At 70.9% G+C, this 15,124-nt stretch carries 16 protein-coding genes; 8 read left to right on the forward strand and 8 right to left on the reverse strand.

The genetic code is table 11. The features are described from left to right. Positions 1-95 precede the first annotated feature (95 nt). Positions 96-1,367, forward strand: coding sequence for a PP2C family protein-serine/threonine phosphatase (locus ACWDSL_RS29380; protein WP_450490447.1), 1,272 nt, complete (start codon positions 96-98; stop codon positions 1,365-1,367). Here ACWDSL_RS29380 and ACWDSL_RS29385 read toward each other — a convergent pair. Beyond that, positions 1,354-1,830 (reverse strand): DUF7144 family membrane protein, encoded by a 477-nt coding sequence (locus tag ACWDSL_RS29385; RefSeq protein WP_450490449.1) that lies wholly within the window; start codon positions 1,828-1,830, stop codon positions 1,354-1,356. The genes ACWDSL_RS29380 and ACWDSL_RS29385 overlap by 14 nt on opposite strands. A 175-nt stretch (positions 1,831-2,005) precedes the next feature. Between ACWDSL_RS29385 and ACWDSL_RS29390 the strand changes: the two genes are divergently transcribed. The 6 genes from ACWDSL_RS29390 to ACWDSL_RS29415 all read left to right on the forward strand — a co-directional run bounded on the left by ACWDSL_RS29390 (position 2,006) and on the right by ACWDSL_RS29415 (position 9,395). Continuing rightward, positions 2,006-4,792, forward strand: a complete 2,787-nt coding sequence (locus ACWDSL_RS29390; protein ID WP_450490451.1) for a SpoIIE family protein phosphatase — start codon at positions 2,006-2,008, stop codon at positions 4,790-4,792. Positions 4,793-5,203: 411 nt separating this feature from the next. Then, positions 5,204-6,730, forward strand: a complete 1,527-nt coding sequence (locus tag ACWDSL_RS29395) for a sensor histidine kinase (protein ID WP_450490453.1) — start codon at positions 5,204-5,206, stop codon at positions 6,728-6,730. A gap of 14 nt (positions 6,731-6,744) precedes the next feature. Further along, a complete protein-coding gene (locus ACWDSL_RS29400; protein ID WP_014178078.1) occupies positions 6,745-7,170 on the forward strand; it encodes a roadblock/LC7 domain-containing protein in 426 nt (141 codons plus the stop codon). Beyond that, the gene (locus tag ACWDSL_RS29405; protein WP_014178079.1) at positions 7,167-7,526 is read left to right on the forward strand and encodes a DUF742 domain-containing protein; all 360 of its coding nucleotides are present in this window, start codon (positions 7,167-7,169) and stop codon (positions 7,524-7,526) included. Before ACWDSL_RS29400 ends, ACWDSL_RS29405 begins: the two co-directional genes overlap by 4 nt. Continuing rightward, the gene (locus ACWDSL_RS29410) at positions 7,507-8,124 is read left to right on the forward strand and encodes a GTP-binding protein (RefSeq protein WP_450490455.1); all 618 of its coding nucleotides are present in this window, start codon (positions 7,507-7,509) and stop codon (positions 8,122-8,124) included. Before ACWDSL_RS29405 ends, ACWDSL_RS29410 begins: the two co-directional genes overlap by 20 nt. After that, on the forward strand, positions 8,121-9,395 hold the full coding sequence (locus tag ACWDSL_RS29415) for a cytochrome P450 (RefSeq protein WP_450490457.1): 1,275 nt from the start codon (positions 8,121-8,123) through the stop codon (positions 9,393-9,395). The genes ACWDSL_RS29410 and ACWDSL_RS29415 overlap by 4 nt, the downstream gene beginning before the upstream one ends. A gap of 53 nt (positions 9,396-9,448) precedes the next feature. Here ACWDSL_RS29415 and ACWDSL_RS29420 read toward each other — a convergent pair whose 3' ends face one another. From ACWDSL_RS29420 to ACWDSL_RS29450, 7 genes are all read right to left on the reverse strand, one after another. Further along, the gene (locus tag ACWDSL_RS29420; protein ID WP_450490459.1) at positions 9,449-9,859 is read right to left on the reverse strand and encodes a VOC family protein; all 411 of its coding nucleotides are present in this window, start codon (positions 9,857-9,859) and stop codon (positions 9,449-9,451) included. 107 nt (positions 9,860-9,966) lie between these two features. Further along, a complete protein-coding gene (locus tag ACWDSL_RS29425; protein WP_450490461.1) occupies positions 9,967-10,686 on the reverse strand; it encodes a DUF305 domain-containing protein in 720 nt (239 codons plus the stop codon). Then, positions 10,683-11,351 (reverse strand): DUF3105 domain-containing protein, encoded by a 669-nt coding sequence (locus ACWDSL_RS29430; protein ID WP_450490463.1) that lies wholly within the window; start codon positions 11,349-11,351, stop codon positions 10,683-10,685. Before ACWDSL_RS29430 ends, ACWDSL_RS29425 begins: the two co-directional genes overlap by 4 nt. Before the next feature lie 60 nt (positions 11,352-11,411). Continuing rightward, positions 11,412-11,879: a hypothetical protein gene (locus tag ACWDSL_RS29435; protein WP_450490465.1), complete on the reverse strand. Its 468-nt coding sequence runs from the start codon at positions 11,877-11,879 to the stop codon at positions 11,412-11,414. Positions 11,880-11,965: 86 nt separating this feature from the next. Then, positions 11,966-12,601, reverse strand: coding sequence for a DUF305 domain-containing protein (locus tag ACWDSL_RS29440; RefSeq protein ID WP_450490467.1), 636 nt, complete (start codon positions 12,599-12,601; stop codon positions 11,966-11,968). Positions 12,602-12,700: 99 nt separating this feature from the next. Next, the gene (locus ACWDSL_RS29445) at positions 12,701-13,108 is read right to left on the reverse strand and encodes a DUF6153 family protein (protein WP_450490469.1); all 408 of its coding nucleotides are present in this window, start codon (positions 13,106-13,108) and stop codon (positions 12,701-12,703) included. A 146-nt stretch (positions 13,109-13,254) separates the two neighbouring features. Continuing rightward, a complete protein-coding gene (locus tag ACWDSL_RS29450; protein ID WP_450490471.1) occupies positions 13,255-13,908 on the reverse strand; it encodes a M15 family metallopeptidase in 654 nt (217 codons plus the stop codon). 80 nt (positions 13,909-13,988) lie between these two features. On the opposite strand from ACWDSL_RS29450, the gene ACWDSL_RS29455 reads away from it, so the two are divergent. Continuing rightward, positions 13,989-14,834, forward strand: a complete 846-nt coding sequence (locus ACWDSL_RS29455; protein ID WP_450490473.1) for an aldo/keto reductase — start codon at positions 13,989-13,991, stop codon at positions 14,832-14,834. Positions 14,835-15,124 lie beyond the last annotated feature (290 nt).

Consider the following 15,124-nt stretch of genomic DNA (forward strand, 5'->3'; position numbering starts at 1 on the left):
CCCTTTCCGCCCGGCCGCGCACCCCGGCCGCGTGCGGTGGCCGCGATACCGCCATAGATTGGGCTTGAGCACGCGGTTCACCCCGTAGGTGCGGCGTGGCAGGGCACGAGCAGGGAGCGGCCACGGGACGGCAGATCGACTATGAAGCGCTTTTCGAGGCCACCCCGAGTCCGAATCTGGTGGTGGGCCCCGATCTGGTGATCGTCGCGGTCAATCAGGCGTATCTGAAAGCCACTCGGGCCAGGCGCGAGGATCTGCTCGGCCGCCATATCTTCGACGCCTTCCCCGACAACCCGGCGGATCCGAACGCCACCGGGACCCGCAATCTGGGCGCCTCCATGAGGCGGGTCCTGGCGACGGGCGAGCGGGACAGCATGGCGCTGCAGAAGTACGACATCCCCGTCCCGGGCGGCGAGGGCGTGAAGCGGGGCGAGGGGCGGTTCGAGGAGCGGTACTGGAGCCCGATCAATATCCCCGTCCTCGGGCCGGACGGCTCGGTCCAGCTGATCATCCACCGGGTGGTGGACGTGACGGACTTCGTCCGGGGACGCGCACGGGCACCGCTCACCCGCACCGCGGAGATCGACGCCGACCTCCACACCCGTGCGCAGGAGCTGCAGGAGCTGAACGAGCGGCTGCGGGAGGCGCACGCCCAGGAGCGGACGACGGCGCTGGCCCTGCAGCAGGCCATGCTGCCCGCGCTGGTCCCCGGGCTGCATCGGCACGTGGCCGTCCGCTACCGGCCCGCCGTCGGCTCGCTGAACGTGTGCGGCGACTGGTACGAGGTGTTCGAACTGGCCGACGGCCGGATCGCGGCGTCGGTGGGCGATGTGGTGGGCCAGGGGCTTGAGGCCGCATGTGTAATGGGGCAGCTGCGCAGCGCGCTGAGCGCGGCCATCAGGGTCGTGGACGGGGCCGCCAAGGCGCTGGAGGCGCTCGGCCTGTACGCGCGCTCCATCGAGGGGGCGCTGGCCGCGACCGCAGTGCAGGTGGTCATCGACCGGTCCGCGCGGAGCATCGTCTACAGCTGCGCCGGCCATCCGCCGCCGCTGCTGCTGCGGGCCGACCGAGATGTCGTACTGCTCGACCAGGCCACAGACCCGCCGCTGGGCGTCCGCTCGGAGCATGTGGACCGGCCCGAGGCCACTCTCCCGTACACGCCGGGCGGCACCCTGGTGCTGTACACCGACGGGCTCATCGAGCGGCGCGGCGAGGACATCGACGTCGGGCTCGGCCGGCTCGCCGACAGCCTGTCCCGGCACGGCGATCTTGAGCCCGAGCGGCTGGCCGATGCGCTGCTGGTCGACCTCGGCGTCACGGGCGGGGCCGTCGCGGACGATACGGCGCTGGTGGTCATCGGCTTGTGACCGGCGGGCCCTGCCCCTGCTGTCCCTGCTGTGCCTGCGGCTGTTCGGCCATCCCCGCACACAGCGCCCAGATGACGAGGGCGTCCAGGATGAGCAGCGTCACGGCCCCGACCGGGTAGTAGGGCAGCCACAGGAAATTGGCGATCAGGCTGAGACCCGCCAGCACCACACCGGTCACCCGGGCCCACATGGCGCCGGTGAACAGGGCCGCACCGGCGACCACGGCGAGGGCGCCGACGATCGCGTGGACCCATCCCCACCCCGTGAGGTTGAACGTGAAGGCGTAGTGACGCGTGACCACGAACACCTGGTCGTGGCGGATGGCCGAGATCCCCTGGCTGAGGGCCAGGAGCCCCGCGAAGATCAGCATGACGGCCGCGAAGACGGCCCATCCGGTCACCGCTGCCCGGTGGTGCGCACTTGGCGCGGCTTGCGGCTGAACTCCACCGACGTGACTGGCCATTGCGGGCTCCTTCGTCCCTGCCGACTCGACCGCCGAACGACCGCCGAACGGCCGATGGAATACGGCAATTATGGCTAATTACATCCTTTTCAGGTTTGCATAGGTCGCCCGGGTCGGCACCTGCGGAGCCATGGGGGGTTCGCCTTCCGGGAAGACGCGGTGTAGATGTAGGTGTATGGCCCGGTTTAAGGGTCGATCGTGGGTACTGGCTGCCCGTACGTTCCCCGGTCGGCGCCCACGGAGTCGGCGGCGTGAGCGCCCGGAGGCGGCGGGGCGGCGCTCTGGCTCTTGGCTGAGTACGCGCAGCGTCGCCGGCCAGGTCTTTCTGCTGCAGCTGGTGATCGTGCTGCTGCTGATCGCCGCCGCGTCCGTCGCCCTCGTTCTGCAGGTCCAGCACGACGCCACCAACGAGGCCCGGCACCGCTCGCTCGCCGTCGCCACGACCTTCGCCGACGCACCGGGCATGCCGGCCGCGCTGCGCTCCCCCCATCCGACCGCGGTGCTCCAGCCACTGGCCGAAGCCGCGCGCAAGGACGCCGGGGTCGACTTCGTCGTGGTCCTGAACACGAAGGGGATCCGCTACACCCACCCCGACACCTCACGGATCGGCCACCGCTTCCTCGGCAACTACCGCCCCGCCGTCCAGGGCCACACCGTCACCGAGACGTACACCGGCACGCTCGGCCCCTCCGTACGGGCCGTGGTGCCCGTCACCGACAGCCGGGGCAAGGTCATCGGCCTGGTGGCCTCGGGCATCACGGTCAACAAGGTCAGCGGCCTGGCCAACCGCCAGATGCCGATCCTCATCGGCGCGGCCGGCGCCTCGCTCGCCCTGGCCACCGGCGGCACGGCGCTGGTCAGCAGGCGGCTGCGGCGGCAGACCCACGGCCTGGACCCGGCCGAGATGACCCGGATGTACGAGCACCACGACGCGGTGCTGCACTCCGTACGGGAAGGTGTGCTGATCGTGGACGGCGGCGGCCGGCTGATGCTGGCCAACGACGAGGCGCGCCGCCTGCTCGATCTGCCCGAATACCCGGAGGGCCGGGCCGTCACCGAGCTCGGCCTGGAGCCGCAGCTGGCCCAGGCACTGGCGGCCGGGCAGGTCGTCTCCGACGAGGTGCTGGTGGCCGGGGACCGGCTGCTGGCGGTCAACAACCGCCCCACGGACCGGGACGGCGGCCCGCCCGGCAGCGTGGCGACCCTGCGGGACTCCACCGAGCTGCGCGCCCTGTCGGGGCGGGCGGAGGTGGCGCAGAAGCACCTCAAACTGCTGTACGACGCCAGCGTGGAGATCGGCACCACGCTGGACGTCGGCCGGACCGCCGAGGAGCTGGCCCAGGTCGCGGTGGGGCGGTTCGCCGACTTCGTCACCGTCGACCTGGCGGAGCCCGTGCTGCGCGGCGAGGAGCCGCTGGCGGTGGGCGGTATCGAGATGTGCCGTACGGCGGTCCGCGGCATCAGCGACGTCCATCCCTTCTACCAGGTGGGCACCCACTTCTCGTTCGTCTCCTCCACCCCGCAGGCCCAGGCCTTCGCCAGCGGGCAGGCGGCGGTCGAACCGGACCTGAGGGAAGCCCACGGCTGGCGCGCCCAGGACCCGGAACAGACCGGCCTGGCCATCGACTACGGCGTCCGGTCGCTGGTGACGGTGCCGCTGCGGGCCCGGGGCGTCATGCTGGGCATGGTCAGCTTCTGGCGCATGGAGAAGAACGCCCCCTTCGAGGAGGACGAGATCGCCCTCGCCGAGGAGCTGGCCTCCCACGCCGCCGTCTGCATCGACAACGCCCGGCGCTATACGCGCGAGCACACCATGGCGGTGACGCTCCAGCACAGCCTGCTGCCCCGCGCCCTGCCCGAGCAGAGCGCGCTGGATGTGGCGTATCGCTATCTGCCCGCGGAGTCGGGGGTGGGCGGCGACTGGTTCGATGTGATTCCGCTGCCGGGGGCCCGGGTGGCGCTGGTGGTGGGCGATGTGGTCGGGCACGGGCTGCACGCGGCGGCCACGATGGGGCGGCTGCGTACCGCCGTGCACAACTTCTCCACCCTCGACCTGCCGCCCGACGAACTCCTCTCCCACCTCGACGACCTGGTCGCCCGGATCGACCAAGACGACGTCACTGCCACTGCCACTGCCACCACCGCCGTCGGCTCGGAAGGGGCCGAGGGCGGCGGCGCGGGGATCACCGGGGCCTCCTGTCTGTACGCGATCTACGACCCGGTGACCCGGCGCTGCGCGATGGCCCGTGCCGGACATCCGCCGCCCGCGGTGGTCGCCCCCGACGGCTCCGTGGAGTTCATCGACCTGCCCGCCGGGCCGCCGCTGGGCCTGGGCGGCCTGCCCTTCGAGACGGCCGAACTGGAGCTGGCCGAGGGCAGCCAGCTGGTGCTGTACACCGACGGGCTCATCGAGGACCGCAGACGGGAGATCGACGCCGGGCTCGAGCTGCTGCGCGAGGCCCTGGCCCACCCCGGCCGTACGCCCGACCAGACCTGCGCGGACGTGCTGGACGCCGTGCTGCCCGCGCGCCCCACCGACGACATCGCGCTGATCGTGGCCAGCACCCGGGTGCTGGGAGCCGACCGGGTGGCGAGCTGGGACGTCCCCTGCGACCCGGCGGCGGTGGCCGAGGTGCGGGCCGCGGCCATCGGGCAGCTGACGGAGTGGGGGCTGCCCGCGGCGGTGCCCGACATGGCCTTCACCGCGGAGCTGGTGCTCAGCGAACTGATCACCAATGCGATCCGCTACGCCGCCGGTCCGATCCGGGTGCAACTCCTACGCGATCGCAATCTCATCTGCGAGGTGTCCGACACCAGCAGCACCTCGCCGCATCTGCGGTACGCGGCGACGACGGACGAGGGGGGCCGCGGACTGTTCCTGGTCGCGCAGTTCGCGGAGCGCTGGGGGACCCGCTACACGGCCGACGGCAAGGTCATCTGGGCGGAGCTGGCCCTGCCCTGAGCCTGCCCGCTGACTTTGTGGTGAGTATGGGACATCGACGCGCCGACGCGACGGCGTGTCGATGTCCCATCGCGCCTCCTTCGGCGAGATCTCTCGATTCTGTCGACGCTAGAGGCTCTAGCGTCGACAGAGATCGCGCCATGCGGGTGGACGTACGGACCGGAGCGGCTCATTCTGTTTGTTGGTGTTTGACGGGGGTTCGGTGGTCGACACGCAGGGGTCATCCGGCGTTTGTTCCGCGGTGCTGACGGGATGTCAAGGTCCGATTGGCGAGCGAGCCGGTCAAAAGCCCGTGTGCGGTACTACGATGTGCCGCCCATGGCTCGAAACCGCCCTCAACCCTCGATCGCGCCCCTGAGGACCTGAGAGATGTCAGCACATATATCCAGCCAACCTGTCAAAGGGTTCCCCATGACGCGGCAGGCCCTGGCCGTACCGCTGCTGGCCGCCGTGGTCGTCGGCGGTGTGGGCGCCTGGGTGACGGCCGAAGTGCCCTCCGCCCACCGGGCGTCCGTCGGCCTGTTCTGCGGTGTGGTCGCCGTTCTGCTCTGTGTGGCCGCCGCGTTCGCCTCGGCCCGCGCGCAGGCCGTACGGCGGCTCCAGGCGCGCCTGGCGGCCGTGGAGGCCGACGCCGCACGGCGTACGGCGGCCATGCAGGCCGAAGTCACGCGGCGTACGGAGGTGATGGAGGCCGAGGCCGCGATGCTCGCTGATGAAACGATTCCATCTGCGGTGGGGCAGCTGCGCGAAGGCGAGACGGTGGACACCGTGCTCTCCACGCTGCCCACGCCCGCCAGCGGTGCGCACGACCGCGTGCTCAAGATGCTGGTGCGGGAAGTGGCCACCGGTGAGCGTATGCGCGCCTCGGCCATGGCGGCCTGCGCCAACGCCGCCGGCCGGGTGCAGGCGCTGGCCACCAGCATGCTCGCCGACCTGCGGGAGATGGAGCACCGGCACGACGAGGCCGTCCTCGGCGACCTGCTGAAGCTCGATCACACCACCGCGCAGGCAGGCCGTATCGCGGACAGCATCGCGGTCCTCACCGGTGCCCGCTCCGGGCGCCGCTGGACCAAGCCGATCGTCATGGAGAGTGTGCTGCGCGGCGCGGTCGGCCGGATCAGCGCCTACCAGCGGGTCCGGATCCACTCGGCCAGCACCGCCGCGGTCGCCGGTTACGCCGCCGAGGGCGTCATGCACGCCCTCGCCGAACTCATGGACAACGCCGCCACGTTCTCGCCTCCCACCGAGGAGGTGCATGTGTACGTCCAGGAGACGCACACCGGCGTCGTGGTGACCGTCGAGGACGGCGGTCTGGTCATGGGCCCGGCCGCCCTCTCCCGCGCCGAGAAGGCCGTCTCCTCCGACCCCCTGGACCTGACCACGCTCTCCGGCACCCGGCTCGGGCTCGCGGTCGTCGGGCAGCTGGCCCGTAAGCACAGCCTGACGGTCTCCTTCCGGCCCTCCTCGCGCGGCGGCACCGGCGTGGTCGTCCTGATCCCGCAGCAGCTGATCACCCATGTGAGCCAGGACGCCGCGACCAACCCGGCCCCGGCCGCCCGCTCCTCCCGCCCGTCGCCCACCACCCAGGCCGCGAACCGCTCCGCCGCCCCCACCGCCGCCCCCACCCGGCCGGCCGCCCCCGCCCCGGACCCCGGCCCGGCCGCCGCACCGCAGCCCACGAGCGCCGAGTCGACCGGCGGACTGCCCAAGCGCCGCCGCGGTGAGACGCTGGCCGCGGCCTCCCGGCCCGCCACCCCCCAGGAGCGCAAGGCACCCTCCGACCGCCCGCGCCCCGACGCCACCCGCCTCGGCGCCTTCCGCCAGGCCGCCCGCGGCGGCGCCCCCTGCCCCGGGGCCGAGCCGGCCCCGTGCGCCGACGACCAGGCGGCCGAAGCCCACGCCACCCCCGAGACGTCTCCCGAGAACGACCAGCCGTGACAGAAGGAACCCCGATGAACACCACAGATCGCAGCTTGGACTGGTTGCTGGAGAACCTGCTGAAGAAGACCCCCGGCGCCCGCCACGCGCTGGTGCTCTCCAGAGACGGTCTCAAACTGTGCCTCACCTCCGGCCTGTCCCTCGACCAGGCCGACCAACTGGCGGCCATCGCCTCGGGGATCCAGAGCCTGTCGCACGGCGCGTCCATCGAGTTCGGCGACGGCAGCGGCGGCGTCCGGCAGTCGATGACGGAGTTCCACGGCGGCATCCTGTTCATCGTCGAGGCCGGTGAGGGCGCCCACCTCGCGGTCATCGCGGAGGACGAGGCCGACGTCGGCATCATCGGCCACAACATGAACGAGCTGGTCGAGCAGATCGGCGACCATCTGCGCGCCGCGCCCCGCGTGGCCGCGGGTGACGGCGGCGGGGCCACGGCATGATCCGAGGGGCCGTCGACAGCGAGGATCCGGACCGGCTGTACACCGTCACCGGGGGTCGCAGCCGGGTGGACGAGAGCGTGTTCGACATGGTCACGCTCATCGTCAGCGAGAGCGAGCCCAGCCCGGGGATGCAGTCCGAGCACGCCAAGATCCTGCGGATGTGCCACCGCCCGCTGGCGGTCGTGGAGATCTCCTCCTATCTGGGCCTGCCGGTGAGCGTGGTGAAGATCCTGCTCTGCGATCTGCTCGACACCGGAAAGATCACCGCTCGCCATCCCCAGGTGGTCCGCTCCGACAGGCAGCTGCCCGAACCCGAGATGCTGAAGAAGGTGCTCGTTGCACTCCAGAACCTCTGACCGCCCCGAGGGCGCGCAGCTGAGCGAGAGCGCGCGGGACGGCCTCAAGATCGTGATCGTCGGGGGCTTCGGGGTCGGAAAGACCACCATGGTCCGGTCCGTCAGCGAGATCCGCCCGCTGAGCACCGAGGAGACCATGACGCAGGCGGGCGTCGGGATCGACGACGCGTCGCAGGTACAGGACAAGACCACCACGACCGTCGCCTTCGACTTCGGCCGGATCAGCCTGAACGAGCAGATGGTGCTCTATCTGTTCGGCGCCCCCGGCCAGGAGCGGTTCTGGTTCCTGTGGGACCGGCTGTTCATGGGGACCTTGGGCGCGGTCGTCCTGGTGGACACCAACCGGCTCTCCGACTCCTGGTACGCCATCGACCGGCTGGAGCACCACGGCACGCCGTTCATCGTCGCGCGCAACAACTTCGGCGAGCCCAAGCACACGCTGGAGGAGGTGCGCGCGGCCCTCGACCTGTCCGCCGACATCCCGATCGTCGACTGCGACGCCCGGGAGCGCGACTCCAGCAAGGCCGTACTGGTCGCCCTCGCGCGCCATCTCTACTCTCTGTCCACCTCGTCCACCTTCTCGGAGAGCACCGCGTGACCACCCCGGACCCCACGCTCCCCCCTGAGGAACCCGACACCTCCGCCGCACCGCTTCCGGGCTGGCCGGAGCAGCCGGACGCCGTGCTGCTGCACGCCGAGGACTTCAGCCGGAGCCAGGAAGACCTCTACCGCCGGCTCCGCCGCGACCATGGCCCCGTGGTACCCGTCCTGCTCGACGGCCAGATCCCCGTCTGGATGGTGCTCGGCTACCGGGAACTGGTGCGGGTCACCACCGACCCCAACGTCTTCGCCCGCGACTCGCGCCGCTGGCACTCCTGGGACAAGGTCCCGCCGGACTGGGAGCTGATGACCTTCGTCGGCTACCGGCCGACCATGCTGTTCACCGAGGGCGCCGAACACGAGCGGCGGGCCGAGGCGATCATCGACAGCATGGAGATCGTGGACGCGTTCGAGCTGCGCGCGCTGTGCGAGCGTGTCGCGGACGGTCTGATCGACACCTTCGCGGGCCGTGGCCACGCCGATCTCATCGCCGACTACGCCTGCCAGATCCCGCTGCGCGTGCTCAACCGCATGTACGGCATGAACGAGGCCGAATCCACCGAACTGCAGCAGATCACGGTCGACCTGGTCAGCGGGAAGGGCGGCCCCGAAGCGCACCAGAACATGGTCGACCGGATGGTGTCGCTGATGGAGCACGCCCGGGCGACCCCGGACCGTAAGAACATCTCCACGGTCCTGGTGAACCACCATGCCGGTCTCACCGACGAGGAGATCATCAACGACCTGCTGGGCAACGTCTACGCGGCCCACCAGCCCACCACCGACCTGATCGGCAACGCGCTGCGGCTCATGCTCACCGACGAGCGGTTCGCGGTCACCATGTCCGGCGGGCGGCGCAGCGTCGGCCAGGCGATCAACGAGGTGCTGTGGGAGGCCACTCCGGTCCCCAACTGGGTCGGCCGCTGGGCCGCCGAGGACACCATGCTCGCCGGGCGCCACATCAGGAAGGGCGACTGCCTGATGCTGGGCCTCGCCGCGGCCAACGCCGACCCCGACGTACGGCCGGACTTCCGCGCCGGCGCGGCGGGCAACCAGGCTCATATGGCCTTCAGCCACGGCACCCACGGCTGCCCCCCGGTCGCCCGCGAGCTCGCCGAGGCCATCGCCATGGCCGCGATCGAGGTCCTGATCGACCGCCTCCCGGACGTGACGCTGACCGTCGCCTCCGAGGACCTGGAATGGCGCTCCAAGCTGATGATGCGCGGAGTGTCGGCCATACCGGTCCAGTTCACCCCCACCTCCCGCTAGACCGACCGGGCCCGCGCGGCCCGGTCCCGGTCCGCCTCCGCCGCGCGCTCGATTCAGCGAAGCTCCTGGATGCGGACCAGATTGCCGGCGGGATCGCGGACGGCGCAGTCGCGGATGCCGTACGGCTGCTCGGTCGGCTCCTGTACGACCTCGGTGTCGCCTGCCCGCACCTTCTCGAACGTGGCGTCGAGGTCCGGGGTGGCCAGCAGGATCCAGCCGTAGGTGCCCTTGGCCATCATCTCGGCGATGGTGCGGCGCTCGTCCTCGGTGACTCCCGGGTCGGCGGCCGGCGGCGCCAGAAGGATCGACGTATCGGGCCGACCGGCCGGGCCGACCGTGATCCAGCGCATCCTGCCCTGCCCGACGTCGCTGCGGACCTCGAAGCCGAGGACGTCGCGGTAGAAGACGAGCGACGCGTCCGGGTCGTTGTGCGGGAGAGAAGTCGTGTGAATGGTGATGTCCATAACGGCAGATTAGAGGCGGCCCCGTCCCGTGTGGCGTCCCATGCGGACAAGCACAAGGCGCCTCTCCGGGAGGAGAAGCGCCTTGGGGGGATTGCCTGAGCGGCGGGTTACTTCACAGGGTCGGCTCCGCGCTTCTTGAGCATGTCGTTCATCAGCTGGATCTCCGACTGCTGGCTGTCGACCATGCCCTGCGCCAGCAGCTTGACCGTCGGGTCCTTGACCAGCTCGACCGCTCCCTTGGCCATGTCGATCCCGCCCTTGTGGTGGGCGATCATCAACCGCAGGAACATCACCTCAGCGGCCCGGCCCTTGGCCTTGCGCAACTGGTCCAGCTGGGTGTTGGTGGCCATACCGGGCATGAGGGACCCGTCGTGCGGCTTGTAGCCGCCGTCGGGGCCCATCGAGTCCATGGAGTCCATCGAACCGTGGTCCATGGACTCCTTCATCCATGTCATCGGGGGGTCCTCCGAGGTCACGGAGAGCCCCCACAGGTCCAGCCAGCCCAGCATCATCCCGCGCTGATTGGCCTGGGTGTTGATGATGTCGTACGCGAGGCGGCGCACATCCTCGTCGTCGGTGTCGTCGCGCACGATGAACGACATCTCGACCGCCTGCTGGTGGTGGACGGACATGTCCCGGGCGAAGCCCGCCTCCGCGGAGGCTTTGGTGGGCGTCGACGGCCCGGTCGAGCCGTCCGAGCGGTCCGCCGTGAGCCACAGGACGCCCACCGTCACCAGCGTCAGCAATGCGAGCGCGGCGGAGATGCCCGCGATCAGCGGCTGGCGTCCCGCGCGGCCGGTGTCCGCCACCTGGCCGGTGTCCGTCATTCCGACTTACCTCCGGTGCACGCGGCGCCCTTCTCGGGGGTCTGCTTGCCCTGCACGTAGTCCTCGAAGAACTTCGCCACGCGCGGGTCGTCCGCCGAGTCGACCTTCAGCTGGGTGCCCCACGCGTTGAGGAGTATCGGGCCGTCCTGGTCCTGGTAGGGGCTCATCAGGGAGTACGGGGTGGCCTTCACGCGCTTCTCCAGCGCGGTTACGTCCTTGGCCGCCGCCTTGTCGGTGTAGGTGACCCATACGGAGCCGTGCTCCAGGGCGTGCACCGCGTTCTCATTGGCTATCGGCTTCTTGTAGACGTCGCCGTTGCAGTTCTGCCAGACCTGGTTGTGGTTGCCGCCGACCGGTGGCGACATCGGGTAGTCGACCTTGCCCTTGACGTGGGTCTGGCTGAGGTTCTTCCAGGTCTTCATGCCCTTGAAGGTGCCGGTCTTGACCGTCGTCATCGTCACCGCCTTGGCCTTCTCGTCCTTGTCCTTGGTGGCGTCGATGATGAAGTAGCCGCCGACGACCAGCCCGACGACGATCACCGTGCACGAGACGATCGTGATGATGCGGTAGCGGCGGTCGCGCGCCCGTTCGGCGCGGCGCAACTCCTCGATCTTCTCGCGGCGCGCGGCGGCCGCGTTCCTCGTCTTCGATCCCTTGGAAGCCATGGTTTGTCCTTGTCCTTGCACTGGAGGAATGAATGATGTGCGGATCCGGATACCGGCGGCCTAGGTGCGAAGCACTTGGAGCTGGTGGAGGCCGGGGGCGCGGGCGGCGGGGCCGGGCGGGGCCCGGGTGGCATCCGTGTCGTACGGGCGGTCGCGCGGGAGCAGCCCGGTGAGCGCGGGCGGGGGGACGGGTGCGGGCACCACGCCCTGGCTCACCCCCCAGGGACCGGCCACGCAGTTGTCGCCGGCGCCGCCCGCGCTGTCCGTCCAGGGCGCCTGGACCGTGTGCCGGCCGGACACGAGGGCCGGGCACGGCGGGGCGAGTGTGGCCATGGCGGGGCGGGCCGGAGGGTGCGCCGAGCCGGAGGCGTGCGCCGCGGCGGGAGCGTGCTCCATGGCCGGGCGGAGGAACGACGGCGCCAGCCAGAGCGCGACAGTGAGCAGCGGGACGGCACAGCGGAGCACCGAGAGCACGGTGGCTCGCACCGTGCCGCCCGGTATTCGGCTCGCGTCGCGCTGTCTACTCATCGCGCCAGATCGTAACCACTGGGCCTGCTGCGGCTGAATGGGCAAAGGCCCGGCGGGGTGCCGGGGCCTTTGCCGCAGCCCTTGCCTCAGCTCTTACCGAGGAGCTTGTTCATCTCGGTGATCTCCTCGTTCTGGGTCTTGATGATGTCGTCGGCCATGGTCTTGGCCGGGCCGTACGCACCCTTCTGCTTCTCGGTGCCGGCCATCTCCACCGCGCCGTTGTGGTGCTGGACCATCATCTTCAGGAACGCGGTGTCGAAGGCCGCGCCGGACGCCTTCTTCAGCTCCTCCATGTCCTTTGAGCTCATCATTCCGGGCATGCCCTCGTGCTGGGAGTGGTCCATGCCGGGCATCGCCTCCGGGACCTTCTCGCCCCAGGCATCCAGCCACCCGGACATCGTGCGGATCTCCGGGTCCTGCGCCTTCTTGATGTCGGCGGCCAGCTTCTTGACCTGGGCGGACGAGGCCCGGGTGGGGGCCAGGTCGGCCATCTCCACGGCCTGGCGGTGGTGGGGGATCATCCCCTGCGCGAAGCTCACATCGGCCTCGTTGTGCTTGCCGGCCGGAGCGGACGCGGACGCGGTCGCGGTGGTCTTCGTCGAGTCGTGGCCGGAGTGGCCGCTGCTGCCGCTGTCGTCGCTGCCGCAGGCGGTCAGGGTGAGGGACAGCGCGGCCGTGGCGGCCGCGGCGACGAGCGCCGTACGACGGGTCAGGGAACGCATGGGGGAGCTCCTGAGGAAGTGTAGGGGGTATTTCAGGACATACCGGACTGGTGCCGGACCCAACCCGGATCGGGAGGGGCGGCGCCGCGAGGGCGTGTCCTATATCCGCAGGAGCTGGAGTTCGGCCAGGGTGGGCGGCGCCCGCCCGTCGGCCGGAGACGGCGCCGTACCGGGCCGGGCCGCCGCGAGGTCATGGCCGCAGTCGGCCACGGGCGTCGACGGGGGCGCCGACAGCGTGGGCCCACCGCCGAGCGCGGGTGACGCACAGGTCGGATCGGCGTGGTGGATATGCGAGCCGCCGCACGCGCCGTCGCAGCTGCTGTGGGCGAAGGCGGTGGTGGTCATGGCGGTCGTCATGGCGGCGGGGCGCTCATGGGCGCCCGGCATCAGACCGCCGGCGGGCCCGAGGGCGTGCATGCCCAGCAGCCCGGCCAGCACCCCGAGCACGAGCAGCGCTCGCCACCGCCACACGGGCGGCGACGGACGGCACTCGGCAGGGCTCGGCACGAGCCCATGCTAAAGGGGCGGGCGGGGCGGTTGTGGCGGGGGATGCCGCACCCTTGCCGGGGCCGGCCCGCGGCTCCCGCCCGCCGGGCTGCTGGACCTGTACATCACCGGGCAGGGTTTGCCACCCGCGCCGGACGGTGCCGGTCTCAACCGAGGTCGCGCGGCCCGTACAGCGCGCTGTCGGCTCCGGTCGCAAGGGCCCAGTAGCGATCCCCGAAGGACCAGTGCCACCACTCCGTGGGGTAGTTGACCAGACCCGCGGCGGTCAGTGCGGCACCGAGCATCCGGCGGTTGGCCCGCGCTTCAGGGCCGATGTTGTCGGCGTGCGTGTAACAGGCGCCGTCGCTCTCTTCCGGGCTGGCGTTCACCCGGGTTCCCATGTCGAGTTCGCGTCCGTCGGCGGTGACGAGAGTCAGGTCCACCGCGGCGCCGGCGCTGTGCGGTGCGATCTCCGGTGGCGATACGTATCGGCTCGCGGCCTGGTGCACCTGCGTCGGCGACCAGTCCGGGTTGTCGGCTCGCAGTTCGCCGGCGTAGCTCTCGAAGTAGTGGCGCTGCAGCGCGGGCGGCCGGAACCCCTCGATGAACAGCAGACGGATGCCGTCCGGGAGTGACTGCTGTGCCTTGATGAGGTGGGTCAGGACCCCTTCTCGCAGATGGGCGAATGCTCCCGAGCCATCGGCCTTGCGGGAGTCGACGGCGAGGGAATCATCGAGCCGGACGTCGACGAGTGGTTCGCCGCAGTCGGCTACCGGGATCGCCGCGACCTTGGGATCTGACATCAACACGATCTCGTACATGCACCGATCATCGCCGACCCATCACTCACTGACGGAGCTGTTAGCGTGCAATCGTCGAGCGACGGGGGCGGAGACAGCAGATGGCATCGGACACGTTTCATATCGGCGGGGACCTGGAGGTACGGCGGCTCGGGTTCGGGGCCATGCACCTGCCGACCGAGCCCGCTGCCGACCGCGAGGCGGCCATCGCGGTCGCCCGGCGAGCCGTCGAGCTCGGCGTCACGCTGATCGACACCGCCCATCTGTACGGCGGCGGAGCCAACGAGGAACTCCTCGCCGAGGCCCTGCACCCATACCCCGCCGGGCTGCTCATCACCACCAAGGTCGGCGTCGCGCGGACGGGCCCAGGCGGCGAGTGGCGGCTGGACGGGCGTCCGGCCATCCTGCGCGACCAGGTCGAGCAGGCCCTCCGCCGGCTCCGGGTCGGGCGGATCGAACTGCTCCAGCTGCACCGTATCGACCCGGAGACACCGCTCGCCGACCAGCTGGGCACGTTGCGGGAGCTCCAGTCGGAGGGCAAGGTCGGCCGACTCGGGCTGTCCGAGGTCACCGTCGCCGAACTCGGCCAGGCGCGGGAGATCGTCGACGTCGTCAGCGTCCAGAACCGCTACAACCTGCTCGACCGCGAGCACGAGCCCGTGCTCGAGGCATGCGGGGCGGCGGGGATCGCGTTCCTGCCGTGGCGGCCCGTCGCGATGGGGGCGCTGGGGGCCAGGGCGGAGATCGCCGCCATCGCGGCCGAGCTCGGCGCCGCCCCCACGCAGGTCTCGCTCGCGTGGCTGCTCGACCGCTCGCCCGTCGTCCTCCCGATCCCCGGCACCGCCCGGATCGCCCACCTGGAGGAAAACCTCGCCGCGGCGCGTCTGGATCTGACCCCGGCTCACCGCGAACGCCTCGACCGGCTGGCGGCCCCGGCGCGTGAATGAGCCCCGCCAGTCCGCCGCCTGGCGTCTTTTCCCTGGTCACGGTCGTGTTAGCCGGACGTTAGTGGGGCGGCAGTGTTGCGGTAGTGGCGCCGGTCAGAGTTGTTGTCGTACCGAGCAGAGCACGACACCGACCACCTCCCAGGGGGACCCGAAATGCGTTCCAACGCCGCTGCCCGCACCGCCCGCCGTCGTTCGTTCCGCGTTGCCGCCGCGGTCCTGACCGCAGCCGCCGCCCTGTCCCTGACGGCCTGCAACAACGACGACAAGGCCGCGGGCCAGGACAAGGCCTC

The organism is Streptomyces sp. NPDC000941 (assembly GCF_053599555.1).